The sequence below is a fragment of the Ulvibacterium sp. genome (assembly GCF_965248315.1).
Classification (GTDB): Bacteria; Bacteroidota; Bacteroidia; order Flavobacteriales; family Flavobacteriaceae; genus Ulvibacterium.
Genome location: NZ_CBDFIX010000001.1, coordinates 272,619 through 297,994, shown reverse-complemented (window position 1 = coordinate 297,994; position 25,376 = coordinate 272,619). Strand labels below are relative to the sequence as shown.

General features: G+C 41.1%; 24 protein-coding genes. 15 read left to right on the top strand and 9 right to left on the bottom strand.

The window, feature by feature from the left end; genetic code table 11:
- Complete coding sequence (locus tag ACP2AF_RS01325) at positions 1 to 1,284, bottom strand: NADH:ubiquinone reductase (Na(+)-transporting) subunit B (RefSeq protein WP_425234444.1); 1,284 nt, start codon at positions 1,282 to 1,284, stop codon at positions 1 to 3.
- A gap of 3 nt (positions 1,285 to 1,287) precedes the next feature.
- Positions 1,288 to 2,640 (bottom strand): Na(+)-translocating NADH-quinone reductase subunit A, encoded by a 1,353-nt coding sequence (locus ACP2AF_RS01320; protein WP_425234443.1) that lies wholly within the window; start codon positions 2,638 to 2,640, stop codon positions 1,288 to 1,290.
- Positions 2,641 to 2,792: 152 nt separating this feature from the next.
- Between ACP2AF_RS01320 and ACP2AF_RS01315 the strand changes: the two genes are divergently transcribed.
- The 9 genes from ACP2AF_RS01315 (at position 2,793) to ACP2AF_RS01275 (ending at position 12,072) form a co-directional block, all read left to right on the top strand.
- A complete protein-coding gene (locus tag ACP2AF_RS01315) occupies positions 2,793 to 4,037 on the top strand; it encodes a DUF5103 domain-containing protein (RefSeq protein WP_425234442.1) in 1,245 nt (414 codons plus the stop codon).
- 27 nt (positions 4,038 to 4,064) lie between these two features.
- Positions 4,065 to 5,192, top strand: a complete 1,128-nt coding sequence (locus tag ACP2AF_RS01310; RefSeq protein ID WP_425234441.1) for a DUF3667 domain-containing protein — start codon at positions 4,065 to 4,067, stop codon at positions 5,190 to 5,192.
- A gap of 6 nt (positions 5,193 to 5,198) precedes the next feature.
- Complete coding sequence (gene apaG / locus ACP2AF_RS01305) at positions 5,199 to 5,585, top strand: Co2+/Mg2+ efflux protein ApaG (RefSeq protein ID WP_425234440.1); 387 nt, start codon at positions 5,199 to 5,201, stop codon at positions 5,583 to 5,585.
- 86 nt (positions 5,586 to 5,671) lie between these two features.
- Positions 5,672 to 7,300 carry an L-glutamate gamma-semialdehyde dehydrogenase gene (gene pruA, locus ACP2AF_RS01300; protein ID WP_425234439.1) on the top strand — a complete coding sequence of 543 codons (1,629 nt, stop codon included), beginning with the start codon at positions 5,672 to 5,674 and terminating at the stop codon, positions 7,298 to 7,300.
- Positions 7,301 to 7,424: 124 nt separating this feature from the next.
- Positions 7,425 to 7,937 (top strand): DinB family protein, encoded by a 513-nt coding sequence (locus ACP2AF_RS01295; protein WP_425234438.1) that lies wholly within the window; start codon positions 7,425 to 7,427, stop codon positions 7,935 to 7,937.
- 104 nt (positions 7,938 to 8,041) lie between these two features.
- A complete protein-coding gene (locus ACP2AF_RS01290) occupies positions 8,042 to 8,419 on the top strand; it encodes a hypothetical protein (RefSeq protein WP_425234437.1) in 378 nt (125 codons plus the stop codon).
- Positions 8,420 to 9,006: 587 nt separating this feature from the next.
- Entirely contained in the window at positions 9,007 to 9,975 is a 969-nt protein-coding gene (locus tag ACP2AF_RS01285) for a GlxA family transcriptional regulator (protein WP_425234436.1), read from the top strand.
- Between the two features lie 79 nt (positions 9,976 to 10,054).
- Positions 10,055 to 11,092, top strand: a complete 1,038-nt coding sequence (locus ACP2AF_RS01280) for a DJ-1/PfpI family protein (protein ID WP_425234435.1) — start codon at positions 10,055 to 10,057, stop codon at positions 11,090 to 11,092.
- A complete protein-coding gene (locus ACP2AF_RS01275) occupies positions 11,089 to 12,072 on the top strand; it encodes a prolyl oligopeptidase family serine peptidase (RefSeq protein WP_425234434.1) in 984 nt (327 codons plus the stop codon). Before ACP2AF_RS01280 ends, ACP2AF_RS01275 begins: the two co-directional genes overlap by 4 nt.
- Before the next feature lie 60 nt (positions 12,073 to 12,132).
- On the opposite strand, the gene rsmG is transcribed toward ACP2AF_RS01275, so the two are convergent.
- Positions 12,133 to 12,765, bottom strand: a complete 633-nt coding sequence (gene rsmG / locus ACP2AF_RS01270; protein WP_425234433.1) for a 16S rRNA (guanine(527)-N(7))-methyltransferase RsmG — start codon at positions 12,763 to 12,765, stop codon at positions 12,133 to 12,135.
- A gap of 118 nt (positions 12,766 to 12,883) precedes the next feature.
- Here rsmG and ACP2AF_RS01265 point away from each other — a divergent pair, with 118 nt between their 5' ends.
- The 3 genes from ACP2AF_RS01265 (at position 12,884) to ACP2AF_RS01255 (ending at position 16,193) form a co-directional block, all read left to right on the top strand.
- A complete protein-coding gene (locus tag ACP2AF_RS01265; protein WP_425234432.1) occupies positions 12,884 to 13,987 on the top strand; it encodes a fatty acid desaturase family protein in 1,104 nt (367 codons plus the stop codon).
- Between the two features lie 13 nt (positions 13,988 to 14,000).
- Complete coding sequence (locus tag ACP2AF_RS01260) at positions 14,001 to 15,185, top strand: pyridoxal phosphate-dependent aminotransferase (protein ID WP_425234431.1); 1,185 nt, start codon at positions 14,001 to 14,003, stop codon at positions 15,183 to 15,185.
- Positions 15,186 to 15,389: 204 nt separating this feature from the next.
- Complete coding sequence (locus tag ACP2AF_RS01255) at positions 15,390 to 16,193, top strand: MBL fold metallo-hydrolase (protein ID WP_425234430.1); 804 nt, start codon at positions 15,390 to 15,392, stop codon at positions 16,191 to 16,193.
- 102 nt (positions 16,194 to 16,295) lie between these two features.
- On the opposite strand, the gene ACP2AF_RS01250 is transcribed toward ACP2AF_RS01255, so the two are convergent.
- The 5 genes from ACP2AF_RS01250 to trkA form a co-directional block, all read right to left on the bottom strand.
- Positions 16,296 to 16,595: a hypothetical protein gene (locus tag ACP2AF_RS01250; protein ID WP_425234429.1), complete on the bottom strand. Its 300-nt coding sequence runs from the start codon at positions 16,593 to 16,595 to the stop codon at positions 16,296 to 16,298.
- Between the two features lie 11 nt (positions 16,596 to 16,606).
- Positions 16,607 to 16,945: a hypothetical protein gene (locus ACP2AF_RS01245; protein WP_425234428.1), complete on the bottom strand. Its 339-nt coding sequence runs from the start codon at positions 16,943 to 16,945 to the stop codon at positions 16,607 to 16,609.
- Positions 16,946 to 16,996: 51 nt separating this feature from the next.
- Positions 16,997 to 17,335, bottom strand: coding sequence for a helix-turn-helix domain-containing protein (locus tag ACP2AF_RS01240; protein WP_425234427.1), 339 nt, complete (start codon positions 17,333 to 17,335; stop codon positions 16,997 to 16,999).
- 104 nt (positions 17,336 to 17,439) lie between these two features.
- Positions 17,440 to 18,930 (bottom strand): TrkH family potassium uptake protein, encoded by a 1,491-nt coding sequence (locus ACP2AF_RS01235; protein ID WP_425234426.1) that lies wholly within the window; start codon positions 18,928 to 18,930, stop codon positions 17,440 to 17,442.
- The gene (gene trkA / locus ACP2AF_RS01230; RefSeq protein WP_425234425.1) at positions 18,930 to 20,279 is read right to left on the bottom strand and encodes a Trk system potassium transporter TrkA; all 1,350 of its coding nucleotides are present in this window, start codon (positions 20,277 to 20,279) and stop codon (positions 18,930 to 18,932) included. The genes ACP2AF_RS01235 and trkA overlap by 1 nt, the downstream gene beginning before the upstream one ends.
- Positions 20,280 to 20,533: 254 nt before the next feature.
- Between trkA and ubiE the strand changes: the two genes are divergently transcribed.
- Both ubiE and ACP2AF_RS01220 read left to right on the top strand, forming a co-directional pair.
- The gene (ubiE, locus tag ACP2AF_RS01225; protein WP_425234424.1) at positions 20,534 to 21,262 is read left to right on the top strand and encodes a bifunctional demethylmenaquinone methyltransferase/2-methoxy-6-polyprenyl-1,4-benzoquinol methylase UbiE; all 729 of its coding nucleotides are present in this window, start codon (positions 20,534 to 20,536) and stop codon (positions 21,260 to 21,262) included.
- 4 nt (positions 21,263 to 21,266) lie between these two features.
- A complete protein-coding gene (locus tag ACP2AF_RS01220) occupies positions 21,267 to 21,968 on the top strand; it encodes a porin family protein (protein WP_425234423.1) in 702 nt (233 codons plus the stop codon).
- A 56-nt stretch (positions 21,969 to 22,024) separates the two neighbouring features.
- Here the strand turns inward: ACP2AF_RS01220 and ACP2AF_RS01215 are convergent, their stop codons facing one another.
- Complete coding sequence (locus tag ACP2AF_RS01215) at positions 22,025 to 22,744, bottom strand: TrmH family RNA methyltransferase (RefSeq protein ID WP_425234422.1); 720 nt, start codon at positions 22,742 to 22,744, stop codon at positions 22,025 to 22,027.
- A gap of 24 nt (positions 22,745 to 22,768) precedes the next feature.
- On the opposite strand from ACP2AF_RS01215, the gene ACP2AF_RS01210 reads away from it, so the two are divergent.
- Complete coding sequence (locus ACP2AF_RS01210) at positions 22,769 to 25,366, top strand: BamA/TamA family outer membrane protein (RefSeq protein ID WP_425234421.1); 2,598 nt, start codon at positions 22,769 to 22,771, stop codon at positions 25,364 to 25,366.
- Positions 25,367 to 25,376 lie beyond the last annotated feature (10 nt).

Below are 25,376 nucleotides of genomic sequence, written 5' to 3'. Positions count from 1 at the left end.
TTATACTGTTTCAACTTTTAGTTCCTCTTCTTTACTATCCGAATCTTTTGGGAAAATAGTCGCATTCTTCAACCGTTTCATTCGCCGTGCCACATTGCCCCGTATGACATAATGATCTATGGTAGGAGCAAAAACGTTCATCAGCAATATGGCCAAGAAAACACCTTCAGGATAGGCAGGATTGAAAACCCGTATCATTACGGAAAGGAACCCTATTAGGAATCCATAAAACCATTTTCCACGGTTGGTCTGTGATCCGGTTACGGGATCCGTAGCCATATACACAATACCAAAAGCCAATCCTCCCACTATTAAATGTTTCCAGAATTCGAAACTCATCAGTCCATAAAAATTACTGGTCTCGGTAATCCATCCAGCATCCACAACTCCGTTAAAAATCAGTCCCATAACCAAGGAACCGATAACGGCACTGACCATGATACGCCAACTTGCTATTTTACTGAAAATAAGAAAAAGACCTCCGAGCAATATCAGAAATGTAGAAGTCTCTCCCACCGAACCAGGAATAAATCCAAAAAACATGTCGGATATGGTATAGGAATACTCATCTGCCTTATTCTGTGCGAGAAAGCCCAAAATGGTCTCCCCGGAAATGGCGTCGGGTCCTCCAGCACGTTCTACCGCCTCATGCACCCAAACCTTGTCTCCACTCATCCAAGTAGGATAGGCAAAAAACAAAAAGGCTCTAATGGTTAGAGCAGGGTTAAGAATATTCATGCCTGTACCACCAAAAACTTCTTTCCCAATAATTACCCCAAAAGCAACGGCCACAGCCAGCATCCACAAGGGGGTATCCACAGGAACGATCAAGGGAACCAACATTCCGGTTACCAAGTAACCTTCCTCTACCTCGTGCCCTTTTATGACGGCAAAAATAAATTCTATGATCAAGCCTACCCCATAGGATACTATGACCAAAGGCAATACCTGGGTTATTCCAATCCAAAGGTTTTCCCAAGTGAAAAAATTACCCCATAGGGACAGTTCCCTTGCAACTCCATTGGCGGCATCGATGGCCGCATAATGTTGGTATCCCGTATTGAACATAGAGAAAAGCAATACTGGAACCAAAGCCATGATAACCGTGTTCATGGTACGCTTTAGGTCATCGGCACCTCGGATATGAGATCCGGAATGTGTTGTTTCATCTGGTGAGAATAAAAAAGTATGGATGGCGTTGAAGGCCGGTGCCATTTTCTTGCCCCTATACCTATGCTTTAAGATATGTAGTCTTTTCTTAAAGGTTAGTCTATTATCACTCATATTTTATCCTATTTCTTTATGTAATAAATCCAATCCTTCACGAATAATCTGTTGATGGGGCTGTTTTGATATGCAGACAAATTCGGTCAAGGAAAAATCCTCCGGAGCCACCTCGTAAAGTCCCAATTGCTCCATTTCATCCAGATCCTTTACCATACAAGCCTTCAATAACTGAAGGGGATAAATGTCCATGGGAAAAACCTTTTCATACATACCGGTTACCACAAATGCCCTATGTTCTCCATTGGTATTGGTGTTCAGGTCATATTTTTTGTTAGGCTGCATCCATGAGAATGTCAAGGCCCTAGTAGCGGAAACCTTATTAAAAATGGGTTTGTTCCAGCCAAAAAATTCATAGTCATCCCCTTCGGGAATAGCCGTTACCGTGTTATTGTAAGAACCTAAATACCCATCAGGATTACTTTTGGTCCCCGTAAGTACATCTCCATTAATGACCCTAAAATCGTCGGAGTTAACACCACTGGCATATAGAAAAGTAGAAATTTCCGCCCCTATTTTGGTTTTATAATACTTCGGGGCCTTAACACAGGAGCCAGACAAGGCAACGATGCGTTCGGGATTAAAAATACCGGTCAAAAGCAACTCACCCATGATTACAAGATCTTGGGGAGTAACCGTCCAAACAATTTCTCCTTTATTTATGGGGTCTAATTTATTGATCTGCGTTCCGACCAACCCTGCAGGATGAGGCCCGGAAACTTTGTGCAATTCAATCCCGTTTAGTCCCGCCAATGGCGAATTGGAGGATTTGCCAACCGAAACATGTATTTTCCCCGGAGTCATTTTGTCCAAGGCTGTAATTGCCGTTTGTAGTTCCTTTTCCTTTCCTTGAAGCACAAAATCATAATCTGCCGCTAAAGGGGCCGATGTGTATCCCGAAATAAAGATTGCCTTGGGAACGGTATCCGGATCGGCTATGATGTCATAGGGACGCTGCTTTATAAAAGGCCAACATCCTCCTTTAAGGAGATAGGCCTTTAGTTCTTGGGAAGAGGCACTGGAGACATCTAGGACATCGTGCTCCAAATTTTGTTGTGACTTATCTGCCAGTATCCTCAAGGTCAAAATGCGTCTTCGGGCACCACGCTCAATCTCAATTAGCTCTCCGCTTACTGGGGAAACAAAAAACATGTCTTCCCTATTTTTATTATAAAAAAGCGCTTCGCCGGCCTTTATTTCGGCCTTCTCCTTTACCAACATTTTAGGTGTAATACCGTGAAAATCGTTGAGGTTTATTGCGTAAACATTGCTTAAAACGGCTTTGGAAATAGTTTGCTCTGCGGCACCGACAAGATTGATGTTCAAGCCTTTCTTAATCCGAATGTCTTTGGACATGTTATAGTAGAGCTTAGGTTAGCAAAATTAGGGGCAAAAATAGTATTTAAAAGAAAGTTTTCATAATAATTGCCTAGAAATTTGGGCATTACACCGATGTTAATTCCCTAGGCACGCTTTTTGTTTACCTTTGCCCAAAAAATAGTCCATAAATGCATTTAAATCTTAAACAGATTTTCTTGTTTTTTTTTGTGTCCTCCCTGTTCGCACAGGTTCAGGAAGAAATAGACCCGCCCTCAAACATAAAGTCCATCATTTTTAAAGGACCTACGGAAGATCAATTTCCCGTAGTTCAAATCGGCGAACCTATCTATTTGGAGTTTGATGACATTCTGGCCATTGAGCAGGATTACTATTACAAGATTGTTCATTGTGATTACGATTGGACCCCATCGGACCTATTAAAATCGCAATACCTCAGCGGCGTGGACAACCAGCGTATTATAGATTACGAGAACAGCTATACCACTTTGCAGCCCTATTCCAATTATCGCCTCACCATACCCAATGAAAATGTGCGCCTAAAAGTGAGCGGCAACTATCTCATAGAGATTTACAACAGCAGTTATGAGCTTCAATTCTCTAGAAGGTTTGTGGTCTACAAAGATCTGGTAAAGGTTGGCGGGACCATAAAACGTTCTCGCGACTTTAATTTTTTGAACGAAAAACAGGTAGCCCAATTCAATATCAATGCCGGTAATTTCCAATTGGTAAATCCGAAGAAAGAGGTAAAGGTGGCCATCATACAGAATTATTACTGGCCAACCACTTTATACAACATTAAACCGCAATTTACCATAGGCAACGAACTTGTGTACAAGTACGATCAGGAGACCAGTTTTTTTGGGGGAAACGAGTTTCTCAACTTTGACACCAGCGATTTAAGGGCGCCAAGCGCACAGATATCGAGAATAGAAATTGGGGATTTATACCAACATTATCTATTTAGTGATGATTATAGGTTTAACGAACCCTATACCTATTTTCCCGACATTAACGGAGATTTTGTGATTCGCACCCTTCAGGGTACTGAAAATTCCCGTGAAGCTGAATATACCAATGTGCATTTTAGCCTTCCTTACGATGCAATTTTGGAATTGGATGAAGTATATATTTTTGGCAAATACAACAATTACGCCCTGCTGGAGGAGAACAAAATGACCTACAACGAGGATAATGGAATGATGGAGGCCGAAATTAGATTTAAACAGGGCTTCTACAATTATAAATACGTCATAAAACGGGAAGGTGGCATTATCGATTTAAATACGGTCTGCGGCAATTTCCACTTTACCGAGAACACCTATTTAATTTTGGTGTACTATCGCAATTTTGGTGATCTCTACGACAGTATTATTGGCGTGGGTTCCACAAACTCGCGCAATATCAGCAATTAACGTATATTTATCCTTCATTCCAAACCAATGATGGAGAACAAGCCGACCATAACTTCCAAAGGTAGGTATCAACTTAAATATCGAGGAACCAAATGTTTAAACTGTGGACATCCGTTGGACCTCAGTGATAAATATTGCCCAAATTGTTCGCAGGCCAATAGCACTAAAAAATTGACGATCAAGGATTACTTTGATGAGTTTTTTTCCAATATGCTATCCTATGATTCCAAACTTCTAAAAACACTATCCGCCCTATTGATTAGACCTGGCAAAATTACAAGGGATTATGTGGAGGGAAAAAGGATGTCCTATACCAATCCATTCCGATTTTTATTAAGCCTTGCCATTATCTATTTTTTGATTCAAAATTTTAGTGGAAATTTCTCGGAATTGGATAAATACGGGGTAGACAAACAGGATAGTCCGATTGATTTTCAAGGTCCGTTTGGCATAGAGCTAGATGTTGAAGACGAGAATAGGGAAGAAGCAATAAAGGTTTTGGATTCAATAGGAATTTCGGAACAGTTGGATCGCGTAGTAGATTATAGGGATTCATTGATAATGGAAAATCCCCAGGCCCATTTTGCATCCCTAGATAGTCTAGATTTTAGCGATCGTTTCTATACCAAGGCAGAATTTTTCAATACATTAATCCGAAAAGATAGGGTGTACACCCTTAAAGATGCCATGGGTAAATATCAAATTCCTGAATCCTTCGAAAACAAGATGTCCTTTGGTGCAGCGGCAGGTTTTGTAAGGGCCTCACGACAACCGGGAAGTTTTATCAGTTCTTTGATTTCAAAGTTACCGTTTGCGGTTTTTTTCTTTCTTCCCGTGTTCACACTGTTCATTGGGTTGGTATACATCAGGAAAAAATATACTTATACCGATCATCTTGTCTTTAGCTTTCACAATACTTCATTGTTATTTATATTGCTCATTATTAGCTATTTGATAGATTCTATATTCAACGTTAGCAGTAATTGGATTTTTATTACCATATTTTCCATATATCTGCTGCAGGCCATGCGGAAATTCTATCAACAAGGCACCTTTAAAACTATTGTTAAATATCTTTTTCTGAACGCGATTTTTTTTATTTTAGCGTTGTTCGGTGTAGTGTTTCTCCTAGCGGGAAACATTTTTACATATTAGACAACTATGATTACTCAAGTAACCAAGGGCATAAAAATTTCGGTACATACTAGTTTTGAGGGTACTTTCTTCAAAAACTACAAAATGCATTTTGCTTTCGGTTATACCATCACCATAGAGAACCAAAGTAAGGATTCCGTTCAATTGACCTCTCGTCATTGGCAGATATATGATGCCCTTAACGATCTGGAAATTCTGGATGGCGAAGGGGTTATCGGTAAGAAACCCGTAATAAGGCCCGGCGAATCCCACACCTATAATTCGGGTTGTTTATTGGCCTCCCCGATCGGAGCTATGAAAGGCCATTACAATATGGTGAATTTTACTTCCACGGAGAAATTTAGGGTCTATATCCCTACCTTTAAATTTCATGCTCCCTTTGCGTTGAATTGAAACGTATTTTTAAGCATTTATTAGTTTTTAATCGAATTCCCATTTAGTACCTTTGCTGCGATTTTTAACACCTAAAAAATAGCATTATGGGCAAGGGTTTTTTTCATGTACCTACAGCGCTGAACGAGCCGATAAAAAGTTACGCTCCCGGCACTCCGGAAAGGAATGACGTATTAAAACAGTACCGAGCGTATTTTAACGGAAAAGTGGAGGTTCCACTATATATTGGGAGCGAAGAAATATACACCGGAAACACCAAACCCATGTCCCCGCCCCACAATCATGGGCATAGTGTTGGCGAATATCATTTGGCTGAAAAACAGCATGTGCAAAAGGCCATCAAAAATTGTCTCGAGGCCAGGACTGCCTGGGCAAATCTGACCTGGGAACAGCGTGCGGCCATATTTTTAAAAGCTGCGGAACTCATTGCCGGACCCTATCGAGCAAAGATGAACGCTGCCACCATGATCGCACAGTCCAAGACCATTCATCAGGCAGAAATAGATGCGGCCTGCGAGTTAATAGATTTTCTAAGTTTCAATGTGGAATATATGTCCCAGATTTATGAGGAGCAGCCTGATTCTGCCGAAGGAATCTGGAACCGAGTAGAATACCGTCCCTTGGAAGGTTTTGTATATGCCGTTACCCCTTTCAACTTTACGGCCATTGCCGGGAACCTGCCTGCGAGTGCGGCCATGATGGGAAATGTGGTAGTTTGGAAACCTAGCGATCATCAAATATTCTCGGCAAAGGTAATTATGGATGTCTTTAAGGAAGCCGGCCTTCCGGATGGGGTCATCAATATGGTCTATGGTGATCCGGTAATGATAACGGATACCGTTTTGGAAAGCCCCGATTTTGCGGGTATCCATTTTACCGGCTCCACCCATGTCTTCAAAGAACTATGGAAAAAAATAGGGAACAATATACATACGTACAAAACCTATCCCAGAATTGTTGGTGAAACGGGAGGTAAGGACTTTATTATTGCCCATTCCACAGCTAAACCAGTGCAAGTAGCTACGGCTATAACCAGAGGGGCATTCGAATTCCAGGGACAGAAATGTAGTGCAGCCTCACGCGTATATTTGCCAAAATCGACCTCAAGGGAAGTATTGGAGCTGGTGAAAAAAGATATCGAATCCTTTAACCCACCGGGTTCTCCAGAGGATATGTCCAACTTTATTACCGCCGTTATCCATGAGGGTTCCTTTGATAAATTGGCCAAATACATTGATGGGGCCAAAAAGGACAAGGACGCGGAAATCGTTGCTGGAGGTGGGTACGACAAATCCAAAGGTTACTTTGTGGAACCCACGGTTATTGTAACCACAAATCCGCATTATACAACTATGGAAACGGAATTGTTCGGTCCGGTGGTTACTGTATTCGTCTATGATGACAAAGACTGGAGCAAAACCTTGGAATTAGTAGATTCCACTTCGGAATACGCGTTGACCGGGGCCGTTTTGGCCACAGACCGATATGCCATTGATCAAGCTACCAATGCCCTTCAAAACTGTGCAGGAAACTTCTATATCAACGACAAACCAACAGGTGCGGTAGTAGGCCAACAGCCATTTGGAGGAGCACGTGCCTCCGGCACTAACGATAAGGCCGGTTCTGCCCAGAATCTATTGCGATGGGTTTCCCCACGATTGATCAAGGAAACTTTTGTAACCCCAGAGGATTATAGATACCCCTTCTTGGGATAGATAGGACAGATATCGTATTTCCTAAATTTTATGGGAAATAGTGCTTGGTTTTTAATACCTTGTAAGCTACATAGTTATCTACTATGACTAGCGAACAATTTATAACAACTTAAACACTTAGAAAATGAAAAAATTAACTGTATTTGCTGCGTTTCTGACGATGGCTATAACGTATGCGCAAGATACCATGGTCCAAAGCACCATCCAAGGAATGCTAACCTACAACCAAGGGCAGGTAATATCCCTAGCGGAAGCCTTTTCCGAGGAACAATATGACTGGCGTCCTGCTGAGGGCATTCGCTCGGTGGGAGAATCCCTTTTACATATTGCCGGAGCCAACTATTACTTGGCCTCCAAATTAGGTTTTGCCCCTCCAGAGGATGTTGATATGATGAACATTGAAAAAATAAAGGGAAAGGAAAATGTTTTGGCAGCCTTAAAAAAATCGAACGAGTTTATCCTTGAGAAGATGACCATGGTGGAAAATGACAAACTTAATGAGGAAGTTGATTTTGGTTTCGGTAAATTCAGCCGACTTTCCGGTCTTTTGATTGTCCTAGAGCACAATGGGGAGCACAAGGGGCAATTGATCGCCTATGCACGATCCAATAACGTAACTCCTCCTTGGAGTAAATAACATAAAAAAAAAGAATTCATTTTTCAACCTCCAGGGGCATGGCTTCTGGAGGTTTTTTGCGCAACCATTTTTTGGTGGGCTATCTATGCTAAAAAGGATATTCTATGAAAACTGCTTCAATCGTATTTTTTGCACTATTTGTACTTCTATCTTGTTCGAATGATGACGATGTTATAAGACCGGCTTGTGGAGTAGACAATCCTGCAAAAGAGTTGTCATGGCTCAGAATGGAAATAGATATGAGGAAGGCCAACATTACGGAAGACACCAAATACTGCTACATAACCCAAGGCGAATACAAAGGGCAGGTGATATTTGTATATTGGGACTGCAACCCTTTGATTGACAAGAACATTCCTATCTTTGACTGTGATGGGAATATGCTAAGTGGCACTCCGGAAAATCCAATTTCTCTCGATGATTTGGAGAATCAGATTATAATTTGGAGACCTGCCCTTTTTGTCTGTGAGCCCGAGCTCTAATTCCAAGTCTATCAACGCATAATTCTTCTGGTATCATCTTTTTGTATGCAGTTCTTGAAGCAAAGAACGTTCAAACAGTAGTTGGACGGGAGAAATTTATTGACATTCACTAAAACAAATCCTACCGAGCTTTACTCCCTGGAATCACCCACAAAAATCTTCTTCGGTCCTAATCGTGCACAATTTATATGTAAATTTAACGTTAATTAATTGTAAATTAAAAGTAATCTATCTAATTTTATACCCTATTAGATGCCTAGCCACTTGTCAAGAAAAAACAGCCATACAATCAAGAGACCAAAATCCGATTCTATTTTTAAAAGTATTTGGACCTATATAAAGGGCTATGCCAAAAAATACAAAAACTTCTACTATCGGATGTTAAGCCTGTAAGCCTGTTGTTGAACTTCGGCAAGGGTTATTTGCTTATCGCATTAGAAATCTTTTATAAAATTTTCCAATACTCCAAAAGTCAATATAGCCATGTATTTTTGCAGTGCTTTTGATTATACTTCTGCTTTTTATCCAATAATACCCTTATTTTTGGAGGGCGAACACACCACTTTTTCAATTCAGAAAACAAATAGTTGCAGAACAATCGCACCTATAACGCCTACTTTTTAATCCCCCCGGAAGTTCAACTTCTGGATATAGCCGGACCAATACACTTGTTTTATGAGGCCAATGAATATGGTGCCCAATTTAAGACCCATTATCTAAGCCTGAATCCTGGTACCGAGGAAATATCCAGTGCTGGCATAGCATTGGGTAGTTTGGAACCTTTTTGGAATTTTACTTTAGGGCCAAATGACCTGCTTTTTATTCCCGGTCTGGAATCCCATTTGTTTTTTGCCGAAGATTTTAAAAGTAAAAACCAACGTTTTTTTAGTTGGCTAAAAGAACAACACCAAAACAAGGGAAAAATCTGCTCGGTTTACACCGGAGCCTACCTCATGGCTTTTGCCGGGCTTTTTGAGGGAAAGAGCTGCACCACCCATTGGAAGTATTTCCGGGATTTCAAAACCCGATTCCCTCTAGCGAAATTGCTATCGGACCGATTAATCGTTAAGGACGGTAATTTGTATTCCAGTGCCGGCGTTTCATCCGGTATTGATTTGGCATTGTTCCTTTTGGAGGAAATATACGGTCCCGTTTTTGCCACCAAAATTGCCAAGGAAGTAGTTATTTATCTTCGCAGAACGGAAAACGATCCGCAACTAAGTGTTTTTCTGCAATACAGAAACCATATGGATAATCGTATTCACCAAGTACAGGATACATTGGCCCAAAACCTGGACAAAAAATTAAAGATCGAGGAACTGGCCGAAAACTCTTATATGAGTCCAAGAAATTTGACTCGGGTATTCAAAAAAACCACAGGCATTACCATAGGGGATTATTTGGCCAAACTTCGTGTCGAACGCGCCCAGCAATTGCTTTCCAACGGTACAAAAGTGAACGCAGTCTCATTGGCCTGCGGTCTTCAAAGCAGTAATCAATTGCGGTCCTTACTTAAAAAACATACCGAATCCCTTCCTTCCCAGCTTCGGGAATAATTGTCCCAATGCTGCGTATTCTTGTCCTTTGCTAAATAGCATGGGCATAGTAGCTTTGAAAAACATCAAAAATCAAAAAATGAACAGATTTGCTTTACTCACCGCTCTGTTTTTTGGAACGTTGTTTTTCCATGGACAGAGCGGTATCCATGAATCCATTATATATGTTTGCCCGCCTTGCGGCCTTAGTTGTGATACGGATGAACATGATGCCCCGGGAAGATGTTCGTTTTGCAATATGGTACTTATGAAAAAAGAAGATGTGAAAACCATTGCTTTTTACCTACAGGACAGGGTTGAAGTCCTAGACTTCGCAGGGCCAATGGAAGTGTTATCCTATGCGGGCTTTGAAGTCTTTACGGTCTCCGCGAAAAAAGGCCCGATAAAGTCTCAGGGAATTCTCAACGTTATTCCGGACTACACTATAGATAACGCCCCGAAGGCGGATATTTTGGCCTTTTTTGGAGGTAATACCTCGCCAACCGTAAAAAACCCAAAGGTCATTGAATGGGTCAAAAATCAAGAACATATTGAATACTATTTTTCGGTTTGTACCGGGGCCTTTATTCTGGCGGAAGCGGGCATACTGGATGAAAAAACCGCAACGACCTTCCATAGCGCATTGGATGATCTGCAGGACTCCTATCCCAAAATCAATGTAAACAAGAATGTTCGTTTTGTTGACAATGGAAATGTAATCACAACGGCCGGGATATCCGCAGGAATAGACGGGGCCCTACATTTGGTGGCAAAACTACATGGACTCAAAGCAGCAAAACGCATCGCCTACAACATGGAGTATGATAATTGGCGATTGGGCGATGGCCTAATTTTATCCAAGGACAACCCCTATACCGAAAAGGTTGCACCATCCTTTTTAAAGCATTTTGAAGGCACCTATGAATACGGAAACGGTTCACAAATAGAGTTGACGTATGACAAAACGAAGGGCGATCTTTATGCCACGATAAATGGTATTGCCTATCCGGTTTATCATGAATACGAGGATGTCTTTTCAAATATTGACCAAGAGCCTATCTTTTTCAAAAGGGACACATCCAATCAAATTAAGGGATATTCACTTGCCGAGGACGGTACTTTTTACAAAAAACTGTGAGGTATCCATATCTATGTTTCAATCTATTTTTGACCCTAGGTTACTTGGGTCTTATCCAAGGGCAACATACCACCAAGTATCGCTGCCCTCCATGTAATTCGGATTGCCATACCGTTCAATATGAAAATCCCGGGGACTGCCCTGTCTGTGCCATGCCCCTTATTGAAATAACAAATACCAAATTTGAGGGATATAACAAAGAGGAAATGGTAATCCAAAATGGGGACATTCGATTGAACGCCGCATATTACACTCCCCAAGATAAAAGCAAAATTCGAGGTGTCCTTGTGGTGGTCCACGGTTCCGCTCCTTCAACTTATGAAGACGTAACATACTATACAAGAATTGGCACAAAACTGGGTATGGCCGTTTTGGCTTATGACAAAAGAGGTGTGGGCAAATCAGAAGGGCATTATCAGTTCTTCAGTGTAGAAGGAAGTGAGAAGTGGTTCAACCTACTTGCTTCGGACGTACTGGCCTGTGTATCCTGGTTAAAAAACCGGCCAGAACTTAGTGCTGCCAAGCTCGGTCTTTTAGGGGGAAGCCAAGCCGGATGGATCATGCCATTGGCTGCATCAAAAAATGATATGATAAAATTTATGATCATAGGAGAGGGGGTTGCCGTTTCTGCAGGGGAGGAACATTACTTTAGCCAATTGACCGGTGATGGGGATGTGCACAAGCTTACCATAGCCGACGCACATTCAAAACTGCAACATTTTAATGGGCACAGGGGATTTGATCCAAGAAGCATCCTAAAAAACTTAAAGACCAAAACTCTGTGGATTCTAGGTACCGAAGATCCAGTAATTCCGGTGGATGCCACCATAAACGAGCTGAAACAGATGAATAATCCCAACTTTCAAATTCAAGTATTGGAATACGGAAACCACGATTTTATTAATACAAAAACTGGAAAACCCTATAATTTACTGGATTATTTGGTACCCTGGTTAACTAAAATTGGTGTTTTAAAATAGCCATATTCCACCCGTAAAGTCACGAGAACAGATGCAGTTAATGAATAAGCCATTAAGAGCTTATTTAAACTTCTGAGGCAAATACACCAATTTTTTGGTCTCGAAAAATGCTTCTTCAAAATAATCGGTTAGTTCAAAAATCCGGGCGGCCCTATATCCCTGTAGTTCTTCTTTAAGATCACCTCCTTTAAGATAGAAAATCCCATTACGTCTTTCATGTAAGGATTCCTTCTTAATTTTCCCCTTTACCCAATGTACAAAAGTCGGCATCACTGCCACAGCACGGCTCACGATGAAATCAAACCTTTCCTCCAGATTCTCGACACGCTCGTTGATGGGCCTAACATTAGTTAATGCCAAACCTTCCACCACTTCCTGTACCACTTTTATTTTTTTTCCAATCGAATCTACCAAAGTAAAATGAACTTCAGGAAAAAGTATAGCTAAGGGAATCCCAGGAAAACCGCCCCCCGTACCCACATCCAAGACAGTACTTCCAGCTTTAAATTCCTGAACTTTGGCAATGCCCAATGAGTGTAAAACATGTCTCAAGTACAGTTCATCGATATCCTTTCTTGACACCACATTTATCTTTATGTTCCAATCTTTATACAGCGCTTCCAACAACAAAAATTGTCTTTTTTGCGCCTCTGATAAATTGGGAAAATATTTGAATACTATTTCACTGCCCATGCGTACATTTGTATTTCGTCAAAAATAGTATATTCACATGGCAAAGATTCCTTTTTAATTAACTCGTAGGAATATTTAGGTTTCTAAATACGTTATATTTATCAAAAGATTGCTTTACATGGACCAAAAAACAATTCGATTTTCACGAAAAGATTCCACCCAATTTTTTAGGACATTGAACAAGCGGGTGAATGATTATTTCCAAGAAAACAAAATAAAGAAAACCGGAAACTGGCGATTACACCTTAAAACGGTGATCATGTTCGCCCTATTCCTCACGCCATATTTCTTGATTCTCACTTTGGGGCTTCCCAATTGGGCCAATGTATTATTGACCATAGTTATGGGAATAGGCATGGCGGGAGTTGGCATGAATGTTATGCATGATGGTAATCATGGCTCCTACTCAAAGAAAAAATGGGTCAACAAGCTTATGGGAGGTAGTATTTACATTCTTGCAGGAAACGTTTACAATTGGCAAGTACAGCATAATGTACTTCACCACACCTACACCAACATCCAAGACCATGATGAGGATATGGAAGCAGGACGTATTTTAAGGTTTTCCAGGCACTCGGAATGGCGAAAGCACCATAAATTCCAACATTACTACTCTATCTTTTTATACGGGTTGTTAACTTTCAATTGGGCAATTACCACAGATTTTCAACAGATGTACCGCTACATGAAACGAAAACTCAGTTATGGTAAGCTACCCAATCCGGTAATAAATTGGAGCACGTTGGTCATTACCAAGGTCCTTTATATCACCATATGGATCGTTTTACCACTTATTTTCATTGACATTGCCTGGTGGAAAGTGCTTCTGGGCTTTTTCATCATGCATTATGTGGCCGGGGTTATTTTAAGTGTGGTGTTCCAATTGGCCCATATTGTAGACGAAGCGGAAACCCCATTGCCCGATGAAAGCGGAAACATGAAAAATACTTGGGCCATTCATCAGCTATTCACAACGGTGAACTTTGGTACGAAAAACAGAATTGTGAACTGGTTTACAGGAGGGTTGAACCATCAGGTAGAGCATCATATTTTTCCTAACATCAGTCATATACATTACACAAAAATTTCCAAAATTGTGAAACAGACGGCAAAGGAATTTAATTTGCCCTACAACGAGTATAAAACTACCAGAAAAGCTATAATTTCGCACTTTAAACACTTAAAGGAATTGGGCAAAAGGCCCGCCCTACAGTACCAGTAAATTTATACCGCAAATGAGCAACCATTTATCCGAAAGAATCAATAGTATGTCTACTTCGGCCACCTTGGCTATGGCCGCAAAAGCACGGGAATTAAGAAACCAGGGAAAAGATATTATAGGTTTAAGCCTAGGGGAGCCGGATTTTAACATCCCCGACTTCATAAAGGAAGCGGCCAAAAAGGCCATTGACGAAAACTATAGCAGCTATTCTCCCGTTGACGGATATGCCGATTTAAAGCAGGCCATTTCCAATAAATTCAAACGGGACAACAATCTGGAATACGGATTAAACCAAATTGTGGTTTCTACAGGGGCCAAGCAGTCCTTGGCCAATATAGCCATGTGCATGCTGAACAAAGGAGATGAAGTAATACTACCGGCACCGTATTGGGTAAGCTATAGCGATATTGTAAAATTGGCCGAAGGGGTTCCGGTTGAAGTGCCTACAAGTATCGAAACCGACTTTAAAATGACCGCAGCGCAACTGGAGCAAGCCATTACGCCCAAGACCAAGATGCTATGGTTTAGTTCGCCCTGCAACCCCAGTGGTTCGGTATATAGTCTGGAAGAATTGGAAGGATTGGCCCAAGTATTACGAAACCATCCTAATATTTATGTAGTTTCAGATGAGATTTACGAGCATATCAATTTTCGTGGCGGGCATGTTAGTATTGCAGGCATTGAAGGAATGTACGACCGTACCATTACCGTAAATGGAGTTTCCAAGGCTTTTGCCATGACGGGATGGCGTATAGGGTACATTGGCGCGGCAGACTGGATTGCAAAAGCCTGTACCAAATTTCAGGGACAGAACACCAGTGGGGCCAACGCCATTGCACAACGTGCCACCATTACGGCTTTGGAGGCACCGATAAGCAAGATTCAGTTTATGATCGACAAGTTTCATGAACGCCGTGACCTGATTCTTGGACTTCTTGGGGAAATCGATGGTTTTAACCTCAACGTACCCGAAGGGGCCTTTTACGTATTCCCGGACATTTCCAGCTTTTTTGGAAAGACACTTAACGGGACCCAAATTGAAAATGCATCGGATTTTGCCTTGTATCTACTGGAAAATGCCAATGTAGCCACGGTTACCGGGCAAGCCTTTGGCAATCCCAATTGTATCCGTATTTCCTACGCCGCTTCCGAGGATGAGATTAGGGAAGCTGTAAAACGGATCAAGGCAGTGGTTTAAAATAAAATCTTACTCAGATGAAACCCCTCCTTGATCAAGGAGGGGTTTTTTGTACCCTAGTGGTGGGCAAAAAATCAAAGTTTGGTCAAAAACTAGGGAATACTTGTTTCCCTTCACATATTTCAACACTATTGTTTTTTCGCAAAATGACCAAGGTCATGGTATGCGATTATTCTTGGATTTAGTTTTGGTCTTTAAATTAAAATGAAATTGGAAATAGGCATACGAGTTTCTTTTATGCTGTTTATGCCCATAATTGTGCTCGTTCAAGGTTGTACCATGGTAAAAATATCCATCAGTGAAAAAAGAAATCCGGCCCTCCAACAAATCAGCATAGGGGAAAATACGGTGTTATCTACCTGGGGAACGATTAAGGTGAATAAATCCCATTTCTTTCCCTCAAGCTTTCAACTCAGAACAAAGGATAAGGTAATTTACATTGACCCGGTTGGAATAGGAACCACCAAAAAAGCGGATTACATTTTGATTACGCATTCGCACCCCGATCACTTTTCCATGAATGATATAGAAAAGGTTATCCAATCGGAAACAAAAATCATTTGTTCCATGGGCATCTCAAAAAAGCTAAAGGCCTATAATCCCCATTTACGGGTTATGAAACCTAGGGATGTCCTCAAATTTGAGAACCTAGATATAGAAGCTACTCCGGCCTACAATACAAAATCAGTTTTTCTATGGATAAAGGCCCACCCTAGATCAAAAGAGAATATTGGTTTTATCTTGAACTTGGAAGGAAATCTAAGGATATATCATGCCGGCGACACGAATTACATTCCCGAAATGAAAGGGTTAAAAGACATAGCGGTTGCTTTAATTCCCATAGGTGGAGACAACTTGACTATGGATGAAGAAGAGGCTGCCCAAATCGTAAACGAAATAGGACCTGAAAAAGTAATTCCCATGCATTATGAAATTAAAAATAGGGAAACACTGAAACGTTTTGAAAGTCTAGTATCCCCAGGCATAAAAGTGGTAGTGCTAGATTAGTAAAAATAATATACCGCGCCTTAAATCGGGTTACTTACCCTATATCTGCAATACTTCTAACAAACTATTATCAACACAGTAGTAGCATACAAAATTAGAGGTCTACTCTACAAGCTGATACGTCTCCAACTCAAACTTGATCTTGCCTTCTTGCATAAAGGCAGTCCATTGTACGGTAACCCCATCAAAATCCTTGCTCTCCATACAAGCCAAATGGGATTGCTGATTCTCCCATACAAGATAGGTAGATAAATGGGTTTCATTCTCCGCTATTAATGATTTCATTTCGATTAATCCTGGTTGTTTCCTAAAAATCTCAGTGGATTCTTTGGACATGGCAAGAACATCCTCCTTGGAGGATTGATCTTCAATAATTGTTCTTGTAATCACATAATACGCCATAACTTTTAAATTTATATTTTCCTTTTTTCTACTTGGTATACCCAAAAGGCCATAAGGATAAAAAGCAAAGATACCGATCCAAATACTACCATCCCGTTCATAAAAACCGCTAAGGAGGCAATTACAAAGGTGGCCATCATCAGTAAGGCCCCATATTTTCTAGTTGGTACAGGGATCAGCAGTATTCCTCCCAATACCTGGACTATACCCAACCCAAATGTGAGTGTTGCAGTCATCCCCAATACTTTAAAAAGTTCAATATCCGCTTCTTGTCGAAGTACTTTGAACACCCCAGTCGCAAGACTCAATACAATGAGTAAGATCAAGTTGATTTTGTAAAGTAATTTCATGGTTTTTTACAAAAATGCAAGCTGTTGAGCAGAAAACCTTATCGAAAATTGCTATTTACTATGGCGTCTTCTAAATTCAGAAGGTGTAAACGAGGTTTCTCTTTTAAAAAGATTGGAAAAGGAAGGTATACTTTCAAAACCGACCTGTGTACATACTTCCTTGATCGGCAAGCCTTTTCTGAGGAGTTTTTTGGCCTTTTCAACCCGCTTGTGTTTTAAATATTGGTGGGGTGTAGTACCATAGGCTTCCTTAAAAAGCCTTAAAAAATGATATTTTGACAAATACACGCTCTCAGAAATATCGCTGAGCTTAATGGGGTCGGAAAAGTGACGATCTATAAGGATTTTGGCATCCTTTATACGTTTGTACAAATAAATCTTCGGATACATGATACTCGCGAGTATAAATGATTCATTCCCAGCTTGGAAATGAAAATACTTAATTTCAACGAAAAACATATCGCGGAAAAGAAGGAATGCCAGCGGAGTCCATGTTAGATCCGTTTCCAGAAATAAGGGGTCAATAAAATCAATACGGTAAAGAGTTCCAACCGACCGGCAAGCATTAAAAAACCACACCACCATTTTCCTGCATCCGGCAGGCCATTAAAATTACTGACCGGATTAAGACTGCCCAGGGCCGGCCCTACATTCCCCAGTGAGGAGGCCGCCCCACCAATGGCGGAAACAAAATCCAATCCCAAAGCTCCCAATACCAAAGCTCCAATAACGAACAATAACATGTAAAGCACAAAAAAGGCAATGATGTTATAAACAATATGCTCGCTTACGGTTTTGTTATTGTATCGCACGGGGATTATAGCGTTCATATGCAAGGTGCGCTTAAATTCCAGCAGACCATTTTTAATAATGAGCAGATGCCGCATTACCTTAATTCCTCCTGCTGTAGAACCTGCTGATCCCCCCAAAAACATCAATCCAAAAAAGAAAATCGTTAAAAATGGGGTCCAAGCTGTAAAATCGGCTGAAACAAAACCCGTGGTCGTTACTACCGCAACGACTTGAAACAAGGCATGCCGAAACGCGCTTTCACCCTCACCCAAAACCATGGGGTGATATTCCGATATGGGAACATTCGCTCTAAAATAAACCACCAAAGCGGCAATAACCATGAAGACAACTATGAAACCTGTATAAAACTTAAACTCCTCGTCCTTGATCACCCGTTGCACTTTTCCCTTAAAGGCAAAATAACTTAGTACAAAATTGGAACCGGCCAAGAACATAAAGAAAATCACGATATATTGGATCATGGGTTGATCGTTCCAATGGGCAAGGCTAGCATTTTTAGTGGAAAAACCGCCTGTGGACAAGGTAGCCAATGCATGGTTTATAGCATCAAAAAAGGACATCCCGGCCAACTTTAACAAAAGCGTTTCTGCAGCGGTATACCCAAAATAAATCAACCAAAGCCGTTTTGCCGTATCCGTAATCCTAGGGTGTAATTTATCGGCGTTGGGGCCCGGAGCCTCGGCGGCGAACAATTGCATACCTCCAATTCCCAAAAGTGGCAGTATGGCAATGGCCAAAACAATAATTCCCATACCTCCTATCCAATGGGTAAGGCTTCGCCAAAAAAGAATACCCTCGGGTAAGGACTCTATATCTTCCAAAATGGATGCACCCGTGGTCGTATAACCAGATATGGTCTCAAAGAAAGCATTGGTTATTCCTGGGATGGCCCCGGAGAATATATAAGGCAACATTCCGGAGATGGACATCACGATCCATCCGAAAGTGACTATGATATATCCCTCTTTACGCTTTACCTCTTTTTTATGGCCTCTGGTGTAAAACATGGCAAACACGCCACCGAACATCGTGGAGATAGCCGCTGTAGTAATTTCCAAGGTAACGCCATCATCATAAATACCGCTCACCAAAGCAGCCAAAAGCATAAAACCTCCGTTACAGACCAACAGGAGGCCCATGAGATGAAATATTATTCTGGAATTAAGGGTCATTACAGGAACAATCTTTCTATTCTGGGAATTACATCAGGTAGGCAACACACTACAACGCGGTCACCTTCTTGGATTTTGAAACCTCCCAAGGCAATAATGCCTTCTCCATTCCTAACAACACCACCAATTGTAGCCGACTTTGGGAAATCCAGCTCACGTATGACACTTCCGGTTACCCGGGAATTCGGTTTTACCACAAATTCCAGTATCTCCGCATTTAAGTTGTTAAGACGCATCAGGGCTACGACCTCTCCCTTCCGAATATATCTAAAGATATTATTGGCCGCCAAGAGTTTTTTATTGATCAACGTATCGATACCAATAGAGTGCGAAAGCTGAAAATAATCCATATTCTCCACCAAAGCTATGGTCTTTTTAATACGTTTGGACTTGGCAACCAGACAAGACATGATGTTGGTCTCTGAATTTCCGGTAACTGCAATAAAGGCATCCATAGAATCCAAACTCTCTTCCTCCAAAAGTTCTACGTTGCGGCCATCTCCATTAATGACCAGGGCATTGGGTAAATCATCGGCCAAATCAAAGGCCTTTTCCTTATTTTTTTCAATGAGCTTTACATTGAATTTTTTGGCGCAAAGATCGCGGGCCGCTTTGAAACCTACCTTACTTCCACCTAAGATCATTACATTCTTAATGTCCGCCTTTTTCTTTCCGGTGAGCTTATATAGCTCATCCACCCCCTCCTTTACCGTAATGAAATAAACCTGATCTCCTTCCTTAAAAACGGTATCGCCCCTGGGTATAACAGTAAACTGCGTGCCCAAACGTTGTAGGGCTATGGGCATAAAATGGAGTTCCGGGAAAATTTTTGCGGCTTCCTTTACCATTTTTCCAACAAAGGGAGCTGTTTTGATTAGGGACACGCCTATCATGATCAACTTGCCATCCTCAAATTCATAGGTGTCATTAAATGCGGATTTGTTCAACAAGAGTTGTATTTCAGTTGCTGCGAGCTCTTCCGGGGAAATCAATTCATCGATTCCTAGGTCCGAAAACTTGATGATTTCCCTATTATCCATAAATTCGGTATTGGATATCCGAGCTATGGTCCGTTTGCTCCCCAACTGCTTGGCCAACATACAAAGCGTTAAATTTGTGGTCTCCGAGGACGTGACCCCAATTACCAAATCAGATTTTTCAACTTTTGCGTCACGAAGGACAGTTATGGAAGTGGCATCTCCCTTCAGTACACGTATATCCAAATGGTTATCCGCATAAACCAAGCTTTCTTTATGGGTATCTATGAGCGTTATGTCCTGGGATTCGTACGAAAGAAGTTTTGCCAAATGAAAGCCTACTTCACCAGCTCCTGCAATTATGATTTTCATTTAATCGGATACATTGTTGTCATTGGCAAGAATAAAATATAAAACCAACTGATCGAAAGAAATAACACTTTGAGTGTCAATACACATTTGTATTACCTGCTTGCCAATTCTGATGTGCAAAATTACATAAATTAATTATGTTGCCCGTCAAAATAATACTTCAAGTATTCAAAATAAGTTCATTTGCCCATATTGAAGGGCAATAATGGAGTCACCTGATCTGTATGCGCTATATTTGCCGAAAATTGCCTGGAATGCAGAAAAAAATCACTCCATATTCCAATTCCCGTTCTGGAAAAAAGGAGCAGGTAACCCAAATGTTCGATGCCATTTCCAAAAACTATGATGGCCTAAATAGGGTTATTTCCTTTGGGTTGGACGTAAAATGGAGAAAGCGGGTGGTAAAGATTCTACAGAAAAAAAAGCCTGTACAAATTCTTGATATCGCCACAGGAACGGGTGATTTGGCCATTAGCCTTGTACGAACGGGAGCTACTAAAATTATAGGTCTCGATATTTCTCAAGGCATGCTGGAGATAGGTAAAAAAAAGGTAAATACTAAAAATCTGGAAAATACGGTGGAGATGGTTGTTGGCGACAGTGAAAATCTTCCCTTTTCCGACAACTCTTTCGATGCGGTAACGGTGGCTTTTGGTGTACGCAATTTTGAAACTTTGGAAAAGGGCCTACTGGAAATCTATCGCGTGCTACGACCATCAGGCACTTTTGTAGTGCTGGAAACTGCGGTTCCAAGCAAAACACCTTTTAAGCAAGGGTATCATTTCTATTGCAAATACATGCTTCCGGCCATTGGCAAACTCTTCTCCAAGGATAAATCCGCCTACTCTTATTTGTCCAAATCTGCATCGGTTTTTCCCCATGGTACGGACTTCAACAATATTTTGCTCAAAACGGGGTTTATAGATGTAGCGAACAAGCCTCAAACATTTGGTGTCGCCTCTATTTATGTTGCCACAAAATAAGCATATGAAGTACATCTTTTTGTTGTGCATGGGTCTACTTTTTCTAGGTATACCCGTCAATGCCCAATTTAACGAAAAACCTATCCTAAATCTGGAAAATGAGGACAAGGCATTACTCAATTGGGGGTATTTTCTGGGGTTTAATCAATATGATTTTAAATTCAACTATAAAAACGATCCCGGGGATACGGATATCCTGGTCAGTAAGTCCATTGGTTTTAATGTAGGGCTGATCGGCGAAATGCGAATCAATGAGTTTTTAGACCTTCGGTTTGAGCCTGGCTTGCTATACAATGCAAGAACTTTGGGTTTTCCAGGATTTACCGAGGAATCTGATGCCATTAGAGAGGTAAAATCCACCTATATCAATTTCCCGCTTTTGATCAAAGCAAGCGCGCGGCGTTTTGGCAACTGGAAGCCTTTTTTAATCGGGGGCGCCTCCGCCTCATTAAATCTGGGCAGTAATGAAACCGCCTTGGACGATAACAGTTCGGGTACCTTTCGGATGAAGAAGTGGGTTTACAATTATGAATTAGGCTTCGGAATAGATTTTTATTTAGAGTACTTCAAATTTACACCCTCTATTAGAGGGGTTTTTGCCATAAGCGATGAATTGGTCCCGGACAATGACCCCAATAGTCCATGGACAGGGAACATAGATGGACTGCGCACAAGAGGATTTTTTATCAATTTTACATTTGAGTAGTTGGGTTGATGGTAAAATGCAAAAATTCAACAACCTCAAAAATCGGAACCCCAATTCTATCTTCTCAGCTCGTTTAACAAAACAGCCGTGGCCGTAGCCACATTTAGGCTTTCTGCCGTCAACTTGCCAAATTGTGGAATGCCTATCTTTTTGTGACATAAGGCTCTGATTTCTTCCGAAATCCCATGGGCCTCATTGCCCATGACCAAAATTCCGGAACTGGGTAACTTTGCACCATAAATACTTTGTCCATCCATGAAAGCACCAAAAACCTGTTGTCCGGATTCCCTTAAAAATTGTGATAGATCCATATATCCCACATGTACCCGGGCGATGGAACCCATTGTAGCCTGAAGTACCTTAGGGTTATAACAATCCACAGTATCCTTGGAACATACCAAATGAGATATCCCGAACCAATCGCAAAGTCGAATAATGGTCCCTAAATTTCCGGGGTCGGATACATTGTCCAAGGCAACGACCCAATCCTTAAAATCCACTTTCCACGTTTCAGGCTTATAAAATACCCCGAGCACGGTATTGGGGTTTTTTAGAGAGCTCATTTGCTTGAGCTCAGATTCGGAAATCAAGACCTGGTAATCACCCCTTCCCTTCAAAATGGATACATCGGTAGTGAATATGCCATATACCCGCAATCCGGAATCCAATAGTTCTTCTACGGTCTTGACGCCCTCTACCAAAAAAAGTCCATGAAGGTTTCGGTACTTTTTTTGATGTAGACTTTTGATAAGTTTTATTTGGTTTTTAACAACCATGCAAATAATGTATTTTTGGCTTCTATGAGGATGTATTTGGGCACCACAGGAACCTGGGCTAAAATAAGCCTATTATTGATAGGTTTCGCAATCACTTCCTGCAACACCCTCAAAAGAGTTGGTGAAGATGAGCTTCTCCTTGTAAAAAATACGATTTACACGGATAGTCTAAAAGTCACCGATGAAGATATAGAAAGTCTTATCGTCCAGAAACCCAATAGCAGAATATTGGGGTATCCCCTACGCTTGAACCTCTATAATATTGCCAAAAAAAATCCGGATTCCTCCTATCAGGATTGGCTCTACAGAAAACCCAAGCGAAAAGATAGGCTGGACAATTTTTTATCCGAAAAACAGGTAGAGCGACTAGGAGAATCCTTTTTAGTAAAAGGGCTTAGTGTTTGGTTAAAAAGAATTGGCGAGGCACCCGTAGTCATTGATACTTCCAATACAAGAAAAAGTCTGGAAAGACTTAGTGTCTATTACGGGAGCAAAGGCTATTTTAATAACAACACCACATTTGAAATTGATAGTGTATCCAGAAAACAAAGAGCGGAAATCAACTATAAGATTTCCCTGGGGGAACCCTATATGGTAGATTCTATATCCCATTCAATTGCTTCCAGTGCTATAGATTCCCTTTATACACTACATTCAGAAGAATCTTTCGTGGAACAAGGGAAACAGTTTGATCTTGCGGACTTTAATGCCGAACGGGAACGTTTGGCGAACATTTTCAGAAATTCCGGTGTTTATGATTTTCAAGAAAGCTCCATAAGCTATAACATTATCCGGGACACTACAAAACTGGGGGAAGACCGTAAAATGGACGTTGAGCTTAATATCGATAATCTGAAAAGAAGAAGCGATACCACCTTGACCACTTCCGAGTATAAAATCCATAGGTTTGATAAGATCAATATCTATACGGACTATCTGTACAATGAACGTGATAGCGAACAACGTTTTACTCGGTTCGGCGATTACACCATATTTTATCACAATAAACTACGCTTTAAACCCGAGACTTTGGCAGATGCCATCTTTTTTGAAAAGGATAGTATTTATAGGGACTTGGACAGAACCCGTACCTACCGCCAAATAAATAACCTCAATGTTTTTAAGTATCCGACCATCACATTTGAGGAAGATAGCACGCGGACAAAACTAACTACCAATGTTTATTTGGCGGCAAGACCAAAGTATTCCTTGGGAATGGGTTTTGATGTTACCCATTCCAACATTCAACGTGTAGGCCTTGCCTTTAGCCCCTCATTGCAGGCCAGAAACCTCTTTAAGGGTGCGGAGAATTTAAGCCTCACCGGAAGACTGAACGTTGGTTCCTCAAGCGATCCGACCATACTTGACAGCCGTTTCTTTAATATTCTGGAATTTGGGGCGGATCTCAATTTGGATTTTCCCAGAATCTGGTTTCCTTTTCTAAACACAAAAAAGATTATCCCCAGTTATACCCTGCCTAGAACACGAATATCCCTAGGAAGCAGTTTTCAACAAAATATTGGCCTGGATAAACAGACCTTTAACTCTATCTTAAGCTACAATTGGAGTCCTTCCGATTTTAGAAGGAATACCGTAGAACTTTTAAACATTCAGTTTGTTCGAAATGTAAACACAGATCGCTTCTTCAACGTCTACAGGAATTCCTATGATAGGTTGGATGAAGTAGCCGATGATTTTGAAGGAGATCCCACCTTGGTCGAATTTTACGAAACACCGGATGGCTCAGACGACCCCCGATTGATCATTCCCGAAGGAACTACAGGTTTTACTGAGGCTATATTAAATGGTGAGGTGGAGGACGTGGACGCACAACAATTGCAAGAGGTGAACAGTATTGAGGAACGCAGAATACGGTTAACGGAGAACAACCTCATCTTTGCCAGTAACTACACCTTTCATAAAAACAATAGGAACGGACTCACCGATAATAACTTTTTTCAATTTCGGTGGACTTTGGAAAGTGCCGGCAATCTGCTTTCCGGCTTCGCCAATTTCATCCCCTTCAACAAAAATGATGATGGGGATCTTTTGGTTTTTAGTGTTCCCTATTCGCAATATATCAAAACAGATATCGATTATGTGAAGTACTGGGATCTTTCTCGTTCAAAGGTCTTGGCCTTCCATACATTTATTGGAATAGCCGTTCCTTATGGCAACTCTACCAACATTCCCTTTGTACGCAGTTACTTTGCCGGGGGATCCAATGATAATCGTGCCTGGTTTCCATATTCTTTAGGCCCTGGAAAGACGAATGCCATAAATGATTTTAACGAGGCCAATTTTAAATTGGCGTTCAATTTGGAGTATCGGTTTCCCATTGTAGGTGATATTAAAGGTGCCCTGTTTGCGGATGCTGGAAATATTTGGAATGTTTTTGATGACCAGGAAAACCCAGATGCCGTTTTTGACGGTCTTGAGGATTTGGGGGATATTGCCCTGGGAACCGGATTTGGGCTTCGCTATGATTTCACCTATTTTCTTTTCCGTGTAGACTTGGGCTTTAAAACCTATAATCCGGCCGAAGAACCTTCCAAAAGATGGTTTCGAGATTATAATTTTGGTAATTCCGTGCTTCAAATTGGTATTAACTATCCTTTTTAGTATTTTATAA

Coding starts and splice junctions, on each gene's coding strand:
- ACP2AF_RS01325 (WP_425234444.1), bottom strand. CDS start 1,284: ATGAGTGATAATAGACTAACCTTTAAGAAAAGACTACATATCTTAAAG.
- ACP2AF_RS01320 (WP_425234443.1), bottom strand. CDS start 2,640: ATGTCCAAAGACATTCGGATTAAGAAAGGCTTGAACATCAATCTTGTC.
- ACP2AF_RS01315 (WP_425234442.1), top strand. CDS start 2,793: ATGCATTTAAATCTTAAACAGATTTTCTTGTTTTTTTTTGTGTCCTCC.
- ACP2AF_RS01310 (WP_425234441.1), top strand. CDS start 4,065: ATGATGGAGAACAAGCCGACCATAACTTCCAAAGGTAGGTATCAACTT.
- apaG (WP_425234440.1), top strand. CDS start 5,199: ATGATTACTCAAGTAACCAAGGGCATAAAAATTTCGGTACATACTAGT.
- pruA (WP_425234439.1), top strand. CDS start 5,672: ATGGGCAAGGGTTTTTTTCATGTACCTACAGCGCTGAACGAGCCGATA.
- ACP2AF_RS01295 (WP_425234438.1), top strand. CDS start 7,425: ATGAAAAAATTAACTGTATTTGCTGCGTTTCTGACGATGGCTATAACG.
- ACP2AF_RS01290 (WP_425234437.1), top strand. CDS start 8,042: ATGAAAACTGCTTCAATCGTATTTTTTGCACTATTTGTACTTCTATCT.
- ACP2AF_RS01280 (WP_425234435.1), top strand. CDS start 10,055: ATGAACAGATTTGCTTTACTCACCGCTCTGTTTTTTGGAACGTTGTTT.
- rsmG (WP_425234433.1), bottom strand. CDS start 12,765: ATGGGCAGTGAAATAGTATTCAAATATTTTCCCAATTTATCAGAGGCG.
- ACP2AF_RS01265 (WP_425234432.1), top strand. CDS start 12,884: ATGGACCAAAAAACAATTCGATTTTCACGAAAAGATTCCACCCAATTT.
- ACP2AF_RS01260 (WP_425234431.1), top strand. CDS start 14,001: ATGAGCAACCATTTATCCGAAAGAATCAATAGTATGTCTACTTCGGCC.
- ACP2AF_RS01255 (WP_425234430.1), top strand. CDS start 15,390: ATGAAATTGGAAATAGGCATACGAGTTTCTTTTATGCTGTTTATGCCC.
- ACP2AF_RS01250 (WP_425234429.1), bottom strand. CDS start 16,595: ATGGCGTATTATGTGATTACAAGAACAATTATTGAAGATCAATCCTCC.
- ACP2AF_RS01245 (WP_425234428.1), bottom strand. CDS start 16,945: ATGAAATTACTTTACAAAATCAACTTGATCTTACTCATTGTATTGAGT.
- ACP2AF_RS01240 (WP_425234427.1), bottom strand. CDS start 17,335: ATGTATCCGAAGATTTATTTGTACAAACGTATAAAGGATGCCAAAATC.
- ACP2AF_RS01235 (WP_425234426.1), bottom strand. CDS start 18,930: ATGACCCTTAATTCCAGAATAATATTTCATCTCATGGGCCTCCTGTTG.
- trkA (WP_425234425.1), bottom strand. CDS start 20,279: ATGAAAATCATAATTGCAGGAGCTGGTGAAGTAGGCTTTCATTTGGCA.
- ubiE (WP_425234424.1), top strand. CDS start 20,534: ATGCAGAAAAAAATCACTCCATATTCCAATTCCCGTTCTGGAAAAAAG.
- ACP2AF_RS01220 (WP_425234423.1), top strand. CDS start 21,267: ATGAAGTACATCTTTTTGTTGTGCATGGGTCTACTTTTTCTAGGTATA.
- ACP2AF_RS01215 (WP_425234422.1), bottom strand. CDS start 22,744: ATGGTTGTTAAAAACCAAATAAAACTTATCAAAAGTCTACATCAAAAA.
- ACP2AF_RS01210 (WP_425234421.1), top strand. CDS start 22,769: ATGAGGATGTATTTGGGCACCACAGGAACCTGGGCTAAAATAAGCCTA.